Below are 10,855 nucleotides of genomic sequence, written 5' to 3' on the forward strand. Positions count from 1 at the left end.
CTTGAAGATATTGCTGATGTTGACATAGTATTTAGTCCTTCGGGATCTTTTGGTAATCGATACCAAAACTACATTGCTGATTATAAAGAAATTTTTAACAAAATAAACAAAAGTAATCAATAATAAGTTTTGTAAAGTATTGATTAATACTGAAACAGATAACTAAATATATAGAAAATTATTATCTTTAATGCAGATAAAATAAAAGTAAGTAAAAATACATTTTTACCCAAATTCTCAATGATAATGCAAAACTTTGCTCTTGTAGAAAATATGACAGTAATCCAAAATATATATTTAAAGAAAAAAGATAAGAATAAAGCAAATGAACTATTGGAAAAATTGCAAATACTGCATATTAAGAATCAAAAGATTAAAAATTGTTCAGGTGGTGAAAAACAAAGAGTAGCGATTGCGAGAGCGTTAATGACAGATTGCAAGGTTTTACTAGCTGATGAGCCAACAGGTGCGCTTGATTCTGAATCTGGAAGTCAAATAATGGAAATTCTTCGGGATTTAAACTCTTTGGGAATAACAATACTACTTGTTACCCATGATTTAGGGTTTGCAAACCAAGCTAAAAGAACACTTGAATTAAGTGATGGTAGGATAATCGATGATCGATTGAATCAAAAATAGATTGTCAAAGTTTGTTATTGTGTATTAGTTAATTCTTTTTCGATGTAACATTCTTCGATTTGAATGCATTCAATTTGACCGCTTGTTATGTTTATTAATTTTTCTGGTAATTTAAAATCTTCGCTTTGGACTACGTAAGTTACATCTAAATCAAAGTCTTTGTTTAGTATATCGCTATTATCCTTTAGAAAGAAATCGATCTTTCCTACCAAGTCGTAGCTAAATGTAATTGAATATCGGCGTATTAAAATTGTTTTAACTTTTGGGGCTAGTCTAATAGCTTCTGATACGCTTTTTGAGTAAGCTCGGATTAATCCTCCTGCACCAAGTTTTATTCCTCCAAAGTATCTAACTACGCATGCTGTGCAATTATGTAATTCATTTTTTTTAAGGGCGTCTAACATGGGCATTCCAGCAGTGCCGCTAGGTTCACCATCATCATTAGTACGCTGTATTTCACTTCTTTCTCCACATACAAAAGCGGTACAACAATGAGTTGCATCACGGTGGAGTTTTTTTATTTGCTCAATATAATCACGAGCTTCTTCCTCGGTAAATGTTTTTTTAAGGTAACAAATAAATTCTGATTTCTCAATTATTAAAGAATGTGAAAATTCATCTTTTAATCGCATAAATACCTCTTTCGTATTTATAAGATACACTAAAAATTGATAAAAATAAAGAACATGAAAAATATTCAAGTATAAAATAAATTGTGATATACTAAGTATGTAAGGAAAAAGACTACTTATTATATAGATGTTTAGGGTCAATTAAATTGTGAAAAAGTGACTAAAAGAGTATAATTAAGCAGAAATTAGGTGATTATATGGAACAAAATAAAATCGTGATTAAAGGTGCGAAAGAAAACAACTTAAAAAATATAGATTTAGAAATACCGCGTAATGAATTGGTTATAATGACTGGTTTATCGGGGTCAGGTAAAACATCATTAGCATTTGATACTATCTATGCGGAAGGACAACGCCGATATGTTGAATCTCTTAGTGCATATGCTAGACAATTCTTAGGTGGGGTGGAGAAGCCTGACGTAGAGTTAATTGAAGGTTTATCACCCTCTATATCAATAGATCAAAAAACCACAAGTAATAATCCTCGTTCAACTGTAGGAACAGTTACAGAGATATACGATTACTTGCGTCTTTTGTATGCAAGAGTAGGTATACCATATTGTCCAATACACAATGAACCAATTACATCACAAACAATATCGCAAATGCTTGATCGTATTATGGAGTTACCAGATAAGGTTCGTTTAGAAATCTTATCACCGGTAGTTAAAGAACAAAAAGGCACACAAAAAGATTTGTTTGTTAAGTTACAAAAAGATGGATATGTTCGTGTTCGTGTTGATGGTGAAGTAAAATTATTGGAAGAAGAAATCATCCTTGAAAAGAATAAAAAACACACTGTTGAAATTGTAATTGATAGAATTGTAAAGAGTGATGATTCTAGATCACGTTTACATGATTCTTTAGAGAGTGCATTAAAACAATCTGATGGGGTTGTAATTGTAAAAACACCTACTGATGAATTGTTGTTTTCAAGTAATTATGCATGTAATATATGTGGATTTTCAGTACCACATTTAGAACCACGTTTATTTTCATTTAATGCACCATTAGGGGCATGTGATACTTGTAAAGGATTGGGTGTTACTCAAGAAGTTGATGTTGATTACTTGATTCCTGATCGTAGTAAATCGATTCGTAAAGGTGGAATTGTATACTATAAAAATATTGTAGATTCTACAAACATTGAGTGGCAAACATTCGCAATATTATGTAAACATTATAAAATTGATTTAGATAAACCAATTGAAAAGTTGACTAAGAAACAATTAGAAATAGTATTGCATGGTTCAGATGAACCGATTGAATATTCTATTAAGACTAGTAGTGGCAATCGTTATTCTCGTAATGATTATATAGAAGGTGTAAAAACATTAATTGAGAGAAGATATGTTGAAACTACATCAACAATGTCTAAAGAATGGTATCAAAGTTTTATGATGGAAAGTACATGTCCTAGTTGTAAAGGTAAGCGATTAAATGAAATTGCGTTAAGTGTGCGCGTTGATGATAAAAACATAGTAGATTTTACAGAAATGAGTGTAAAACAAGCACTTGATTGGATCAAAGGTGTAAAACTTAATAAAACTCAATTAAAGATTGCAGATTTAGTTTTAAAAGAAATTAAGAATAGATTAACATTCCTATTGGATGTTGGGTTAGAGTATTTGACGCTTGATCGTTTAGCTGGAACATTAAGTGGTGGAGAAGCTCAACGTATTCGTCTAGCTACACAAATTGGATCTCGATTGACGGGAGTTCTTTATGTATTAGATGAACCATCAATTGGGTTACATCAAAGGGATAACGCTAAACTGATTCAAACATTGAAAAATATGCGCGACTTAGGTAACTCTTTAATTGTTGTTGAACATGACGAAGAAACAATGATGGAAAGTGATTATATAGTTGATATTGGGCCAGGTGCTGGAGTTCACGGTGGCGAGGTTATTGCGGTAGGTACACCACAAGAAGTAATGGCAAATGAGAAATCAATTACAGGACAATATTTATCAGGTAAAATGAAAATAGATATTCCTACTAAAAGACGTAAAGGGAATGGAAAGTTTTTAGAAATCATTAAAGCTAGTGAAAACAATTTAAAAAATATAAATGTTAAAATACCTTTAGGTACAATGACTGTTGTAACAGGTGTTAGTGGTAGTGGTAAAAGTACACTCGTAAATGAAATATTATGTAAGGCTGTTCAACATGCCTTAGGTAGAGTTCGTATTAAACCAGGAAAGCATAAAGAAATTAAAGGGCTTGATGAGCTTGATAAAGTAATTGAAATTGGTCAAGATCCAATTGGTAGAACACCAAGATCTAACCCAGTCACTTATACAGGAGTATTTGATGATATTCGTGATTTATTTGCGATGACACCAGAAGCTAAATTACGTGGATATGACAAAGGTCGTTTCTCATTTAATGTAAAGGGTGGACGTTGTGAAGCGTGTCAAGGTGATGGTGTTAGACGTATTTCCATGAACTTCTTACCGGATGTTTATGTACCATGTGAGGAATGTGGTGGTAAACGATATAATGAAGAAACGTTGCAAGTAACGTATAAAGGCAAAAATATTTATGATGTATTAGATATGACAATTGAAGATTCAATATTATTCTTCAATAACATTCATAAGATTAAAGATAAGCTTCAAACATTACATGATGTTGGATTAGATTATATAAAACTTGGTCAATCAAGCACTACATTATCGGGTGGAGAAGCACAACGTGTTAAACTTGCGAGTGAACTTCAAAAGAAAGCCACTGGTAAAACGGTATTTATTCTAGATGAACCAACAACCGGGCTTCATAGTCATGATGTGAGAAAGTTACTGACAGTATTACAAAGAATAGTGGATAATGGAGATACAGTACTTATTATCGAACATAATCTTGATGTGATTAAGAGTGCTGATTACTTAATTGATTTAGGTCCTGAAGGTGGCGATGGTGGAGGTACTATCGTTGCGACAGGAACACCTGAAGCAGTTAGTAAAGTTGAAAAGAGTTACACAGGACAATATTTAAAGAAAGTACTTAAGAGAGGATAAGATGATGGAAGAATTAGTAGGAAAGGTAATGATTCGTGAGTTAGTTGATTACTTTAAATTTGAACAAATCACAGGTAATGAAGAGTCATTAAACCGTTGGGTTATTGTACCAGATTTAAATCGACCTGGACTTGAACTTGCGGGGTTCTTTAAATTAACAGAACCACGCCGTATTGTAATCATTGGTGATAAGGAAATAGCTTATATAGAAACACTAGATGAAGCAACACAATATGAACGTTTTAAAATTATTACTGATGCATATACACCGATGATTGTATTCTCTAGAAATAGAGAAGTGCCTCCAGTACTTAAAAGAGTTGCGGAGGAAAATAATTTTCCAATCTTTAAATCATCACTACCAAGTTATCGTTTAATGGTTGATTTAGTTGGATTCTTAGATGAAAGACTTGCGCCAAGCGATAGTTTACACGGAGTACTTATAAGCGTTTTCGGTAAAGGGGTACTTATTACTGGAGAAAGTGGAATGGGTAAAAGTGAAATAGCTCTTGAACTTATTCGTAGAGGACACGTACTTGTTGCGGATGATCGAGTGGATGTTGCAAAAGTTCATAATAACTTATTAGGACGCAGTCCAGAATTATTACAAGGCATGTTGGAGATTCGTGGTATTGGTATCATTGATGTAGCGAAAATGTTTGGGGCTTCATCATTACTAGCTCGTAATAACATTGATGTCATTATTAGACTAGAAAAATATGATGATAAACAAGATTATGCGCGTGTTGGAATAGAAGAGGATCAATTTACGAATGTACTTGATATTGAAGTTCCAACAATTGTATTACCAGTTAAAGAAGGTCGTACAATGGCAGTATTAGTTGAATCTGCAGTAACTAACTTTCAGTTAAAGGAAGCTGGTTTCAATAGTGCTAAGGAATTTGAACAAAGAGTTTTAAATTATATTCAAAAACAAAATAAAATTAATAAAGGAGCAAAACCAGAATGACATTTTTTCCAGATGCGCAGCGATTTATTCAAATAGGAAGTTTGAGCATAACATGGTATGCCATATTGATGATTTCAGGAGTAGGAGTAACATTTTACTTCAGCTTAAAAGAAATGAAGAAATGTGGGTACAATATTGAAGTAGCTGAAGATTTAGCAATCGGCTGTTTCTTATGGGGTATAGTAGGAGCGCGTTTGTGGTTCTGTTTATTCTTCGATATCGGATATTATTTGGAAAATCCTATTCGTTTTCTTCAAACCTATAATGGTGGGCTTGCAATACAAGGAGGCCTATTTGCGGGGGCTCTATATGGACTATATTATGCAAAGAAACATAAATTCGATTTTATAAGGCTTGCGGATTGTATTGTACCTAATATGTTGATTGCTCAAGCAATTGGACGTTGGGGAAATTTTATTAACCAAGAAGCACATGGATCTGCAGTTTCTGAAGCATATTTTAATTATTTTCCAGAGTTTATTAAAAACAACATGTTTATCAATGGTACATATTATGCGCCTACATTCTTATATGAAAGTGTATTAAACTTAATTGGATTTATTTTAATTTATTTTGTGATTAAGAAATTAAATAATAAATATCATTTTATGAAACGTGGAGATGGTATTTGGTTTTATTTAGTTTGGTATGGTTGGAGTCGTTTTATTGTAGAGGGGTTACGTACAGATAGTTTAATGTTTGGTCCTATTCGTATGGCTCAACTTATATCGGTAGTATTTATTGTAGTAGGAGTTTTAGGATATCTAGGATTATTTAAGAAATTCATTAAAACAAAACAACCAGTATTGTTGTTTGATTTGGATGGTACATTATTGGATACTGAACCTGCAATACTAGAAACATATCGTCATTTATTCGAAAAGTATCGTACAGTAGAAGAGTTTGATCGTGAAAAACAATTGGAAGTTTTAGGACCTCCACTTGCGAAGATGTTTCCAATTTATTTTCCAGATAAAAATACTGATGATTTAATCAAAGAGTATCGTGAATACAATTTTAAAATTCATCCAGAGTTTGTTAAACCAATGAATAACTGTGAAGAATTACTTAAGTCATGTAAGGAACAAGGCTATAAGATTGGGGTTGTATCAACTAAATTTAAAGATGGTGTAAAATTAGGATTAGATTTATTTAATCTTACACAATATGTGGATGTAGTGCTTGGACAAGATGATGTACAACATGGTAAACCAAATCCTGAAGGAATCTTTAAAGCATGTACTGAGCTTGGAGAAGGTCATGATTCATGTATCTATGTTGGTGATAGCGCAACTGATATATTTGCGGCACACAATGCTGGAGTATATTCAATTGGATATATCTTTAATGAAGAACGTTCACAAAAATTAAAAGATTCAAAACCTAATGTTTTAATACATGATTTAATTGAGATTAAAGAAATATTGAAGGAGGATCATCCATGGACATACAATATGATGTAGTAATAATTGGAGGCGGTCCTGCTGGGATGACTGCAGCAATCTACGCAACACGTGCAGGATTAAAGGTTGCAATGTTAGAGCGGGAAGCACCTGGTGGGAAGCTAATTAAAACATTTGAAATAGAAAACTATCCTGCTATAAAGGCAATGAATGGTGCAGATCTAGCGTATCAAATGTTTGAACATTCAACTTCTTTTGGAGCTGAATATTTATATGGAGATGTAGTTAAAATTGAGGATGGAGAAGTTAAAAAAATTATTTCTTCAGATGGTAATACATATACAGCACGTGCAATTATTATTGCTACAGGAACTAAGGAACGTTTATTGAACATTCCAAATGAAGCGGAATTAACTGGTAAGGGTGTTTCGTATTGTGCAGTTTGTGATGGAGCATTCTTTAAAAATCAAGTTGTTACAGTAATTGGTGGTGGTAACTCTTCATTAGAAGAATCTCTGTACTTATCGCAATTTGCATCACAAGTTAATGTTGTTATTCGTAGGGACGTGTTTAGAGCTGAACCACTTATTCAAGAAAAAGTATTGGAAAATAAAAAAATTAATATTATTAAAAAACACGTTCCATTGGAAATAATCGCAGAAGATGGAAAAGTTGGAGCAATACTACTTGAAGATGTTGAAACGAAGGAAAAGATGACTGTACCTACTAAAGCAGTATTCCCATATATTGGTGCAGATCCAAATACATCATTTACAAATGATTTAGGTATTAGCGATAAGCAAGGATATATTTTAGTTAATGATCATATGGAAACAAGTGTTAAAGGAATATTTGCAGCAGGAGACTGTATTAGTAAAGTTTTACGACAAGTTGTTACAGCTTGTGGTGATGGTGCTGTTGCTGCACAAAGTGCATTTCATTATATTAAAGGTTAAACTACTTGAGGGTAGTTTTTCTTTTGTTGTTACTATTAAACCGCATTTATATTAAAATAGTATGATAATGTATTATGTGCTAAATTGTATACTTATGATAAACTAGCATAAAGAAAAGCAAGGTGAAGATATGGAAATAACTTACGAAAATATAGGGGAAAGCAATAGAAAAGAGGCACTTAATCTACATGTAAAAAAAAGCCAAGTAGGGACAATTGAAACAGTAGAAGAGTGTTTAGAAGAAGCAGATCAACTATCTTTGTGGAGACCTGTAATCATTAAAATTGATGATGTAGCTGTAGCTTTTGCGATGTATGGATTATGGATAGATGAAGGTAGCGATGGTAGACTATGGCTAGATCGATATTTTATTGATGAGAATTATCAAGGAAAAGGATATGGAAAAATAATACTTGAGGATTTGGTAAATAAATTGAAAACTGAGTATCCTGTTGATAAATGTTATCTAAGTGTATATGACACTAATTTGCCAGCTATAAATCTATATAAAAAGTTAGGATTTGTTTTCAATGGAGAAAAAGATATCAATGGTGAATTGGTGATGGTTAAAATGATGAAGGAAGATTAAGTTTTCTTTAGTGTATTACTTGTGTAATGCTTGAAAATAGTTTTAAATGTGAATGGAAAAATCCATGAAAAAAGGTATAATATACAAGGAAAGAGTTGGATAAAATGACAAAATACACACCAATGATGGAACAATACCTAGAAGTAAAGAAGGGATACTTAGATGCCCTTGTTTTTTATCGTCTAGGAGATTTCTATGAAATGTTCTTTGATGATGCAAAAATAGCTTCAAGTGAATTAGATTTAGTACTTACAGGTAGAAATGCTGGTGTTGAAGATAAAGTACCTATGTGTGGAGTTCCTCATCATGCGGTTACTTCATATATTCAACGACTTGTACAAAGAGGATACAAAGTAGCAATTGTTGAACAACTAGAAGATCCATCAGTTGCACAAGGAATTGTTAAACGTGATGTTGTAAAAGTAGTTACACCAGGAACTATTATGGATGAAATAACAGATGAAAAAAATAGTATTTATTTGGCTAGTATTGTTGATTTTCATTATGGGTTTGCATTATCAATAGTCGAGATGTCCACAGGTGAAACGATCCTTAAAAACATTGATCGTAATTGGGTGCTTTTAACACAAACAATTCTTAAAAATAATATCAAAGAAGTTGTAGTTCACAATGGATTTGATGAAAAAGGTATTAAAATATTACGTGAATTAGGTAATGTTGTAATTTCGTATTGTGATGAAGCGAGTGTTGAGGAACAATATTTAGATTTATGTGAAAATATTAAAGAAGAAAGAAATTTAGAAGCATATGGATTAATGCTTCACTATTTAGAAGCCACACAAAAGAAAATGCTTGGGCATTTACAAATGGTTGAAATAGAAAAAGAAGATGAAGTATTATATATGGATTTTTCGACTCAACAAAACTTAGAGTTAGTAATACCATTGAGAGTACAAAGTAAAAGTGAAACACTTTGGAGTTTTATGGATCGTTGTCAAAGTGCAATGGGTTCAAGGTTACTTAAAAAATGGGTTGAAAAGCCATTAGTTGATAAAAAGAAAATCGAGTTACGTTTAGATCGAGTAGAATCATTAATGAAAAACTTTATGGCAAGAGAAGAATTAAAAGAAAATCTTGGCAAAGTATATGATGTGCAGAGATTAATTGCGAGAGTTGCGATGGGCAATGCTAATGCAATGGATTGTATTCGTCTACAAAAAACGCTAAAGGTAGTGCCAGCAATTTTTGATTGTTTACAAGATCCTGTATTTGATGATTTGAAAAAAGGTGATCGTTTAATTGATTTACATGAACAAATCGAAAATGCTTTTGTAGAGAATCCTCCTTTAACTATTAAAGAAGGTGGTATGTTTCAAGAAGGGTATAGTAAAGAATTAGATGAGATTAGAAGTATACAAAAACAAGGTAAAGACTGGATACTGGCGTTAGAGAATAGTGAAAAAGAAAAGACAGGAGTTAAAACTTTAAAGATAGGTTATAACAGAGTCTTTGGATATTATATTGAAGTAAGTAAAGGTGCAGTGGCACAAATTAAAGATGAATATGGATATATACGTAAGCAAACATTAACAAATTGTGAACGATACGTAACACAAGAATTAAAAGAAAAAGAAGATGCAATATTACATGCGGAAGAACGTTCAATTCGTAAAGAGTTACAATTATTCCAAGAGTTACTTGAAAAAATTAAGGGTTATTTACCTAAACTTCAAAAATTAGCTGCTATCTTATCTGAAATTGATTGTATTTATGCGTTAAGTAGTTTGTGTAGTGAACAGGGTTATGTACGTCCTATCTTTACGGGAAAAGATGTTGAAATAGTACAAGGCCGTCATCCTATTCTAGATAAAATGATGAAAGAAAAACGATATGTCTCTAATGATTTATTAATGAATGATGAGAATGAGATATTAATTATTACTGGTCCTAATATGGGTGGTAAGAGCACGTATATGCGTCAAATTGCATTAATAGTAGTTATGGCTCAAATGGGATGTTTTGTTCCGTGTAAGAGTTGTCAAATACCATTATTTGATAAAATATTTACACGTATTGGAGCAAGTGATGATATCCTTTCTGGACAATCTACTTTTATGGTGGAAATGGCAGAAGCAAATCAAGCTTTAACACTAGCGACAAATAAATCATTAATTTTATTTGATGAAATTGGACGAGGGACTTCAACCTATGATGGGATGGCATTAGCACAATCGATGATTGAGTATATTGCATCATGTATTCATGCGAAAACATTATTTTCAACTCATTATCATGAATTAACCTCACTTGAAGAAAATATTAATTGTGTCAAAAACGTTCATGTGGAAGTTCATGAAGAAGATGATCATGTGACATTTATGTATCGTGTAAAAAAAGGAAAAGCGGATCGCTCATATGGTATTAATGTTGCGAAACTTGCGAAACTTCCGGATTCAGTATTAAACCGTGCTAAGGACTTATTAAAGGAATTAGAAAGTAAAAAACGCGTAGTTCAACAATCGTATCAAATCGTTGAACTTAAGAAAGAGGATACAAAAGAATCTAAAATTGCGGAATTATTGAATCAAGTTAATCCAAATGAATTAACGCCGATTCAAGCTTTACAGATGATCATAGATTTAAAAAATCATCTTAAATAACATAATTTCACATATTGTAAAC

General features: G+C 32.2%; 8 protein-coding genes. 7 read left to right on the top strand and 1 reads right to left on the bottom strand.

The window, feature by feature from the left end:
• Nucleotides 1-201: 201 nt before the first annotated feature.
• Nucleotides 202-639: an ABC transporter ATP-binding protein gene (locus tag RR430_RS04085; protein WP_332508698.1), complete on the top strand. Its 438-nt coding sequence runs from the start codon at nt 202-204 to the stop codon at nt 637-639.
• Nucleotides 640-653: 14 nt separating this feature from the next.
• Here the strand turns inward: RR430_RS04085 and RR430_RS04090 are convergent, their stop codons facing one another.
• Nucleotides 654-1,271 (bottom strand): YigZ family protein, encoded by a 618-nt coding sequence (locus tag RR430_RS04090; protein WP_332487695.1) that lies wholly within the window; start codon nt 1,269-1,271, stop codon nt 654-656.
• Between the two features lie 197 nt (nt 1,272-1,468).
• Between RR430_RS04090 and uvrA the strand changes: the two genes are divergently transcribed.
• The 6 genes from uvrA (at nt 1,469) to mutS (ending at nt 10,833) form a co-directional block, all read left to right on the top strand.
• Entirely contained in the window at nt 1,469-4,294 is a 2,826-nt protein-coding gene (gene uvrA / locus RR430_RS04095; RefSeq protein ID WP_332487694.1) for an excinuclease ABC subunit UvrA, read from the top strand.
• 4 nt (nt 4,295-4,298) lie between these two features.
• Nucleotides 4,299-5,264, top strand: a complete 966-nt coding sequence (gene hprK, locus RR430_RS04100) for an HPr(Ser) kinase/phosphatase (protein ID WP_332487692.1) — start codon at nt 4,299-4,301, stop codon at nt 5,262-5,264.
• Complete coding sequence (lgt, locus tag RR430_RS04105) at nt 5,261-6,727, top strand: prolipoprotein diacylglyceryl transferase (protein WP_332487690.1); 1,467 nt, start codon at nt 5,261-5,263, stop codon at nt 6,725-6,727. Before hprK ends, lgt begins: the two co-directional genes overlap by 4 nt.
• Nucleotides 6,706-7,623, top strand: a complete 918-nt coding sequence (trxB, locus tag RR430_RS04110) for a thioredoxin-disulfide reductase (protein ID WP_332508694.1) — start codon at nt 6,706-6,708, stop codon at nt 7,621-7,623. The genes lgt and trxB overlap by 22 nt, the downstream gene beginning before the upstream one ends.
• Before the next feature lie 130 nt (nt 7,624-7,753).
• Nucleotides 7,754-8,212, top strand: coding sequence for a GNAT family N-acetyltransferase (locus tag RR430_RS04115; RefSeq protein ID WP_332487686.1), 459 nt, complete (start codon nt 7,754-7,756; stop codon nt 8,210-8,212).
• A 104-nt stretch (nt 8,213-8,316) separates the two neighbouring features.
• The gene (gene mutS / locus RR430_RS04120; protein ID WP_332487684.1) at nt 8,317-10,833 is read left to right on the top strand and encodes a DNA mismatch repair protein MutS; all 2,517 of its coding nucleotides are present in this window, start codon (nt 8,317-8,319) and stop codon (nt 10,831-10,833) included.
• Nucleotides 10,834-10,855 lie beyond the last annotated feature (22 nt).

It is taken from the genome of Anaerorhabdus sp. (assembly GCF_036641015.1).
In the GTDB taxonomy this organism is placed as follows: domain Bacteria; phylum Bacillota_I; class Bacilli_A; order Erysipelotrichales; family Erysipelotrichaceae; genus Anaerorhabdus.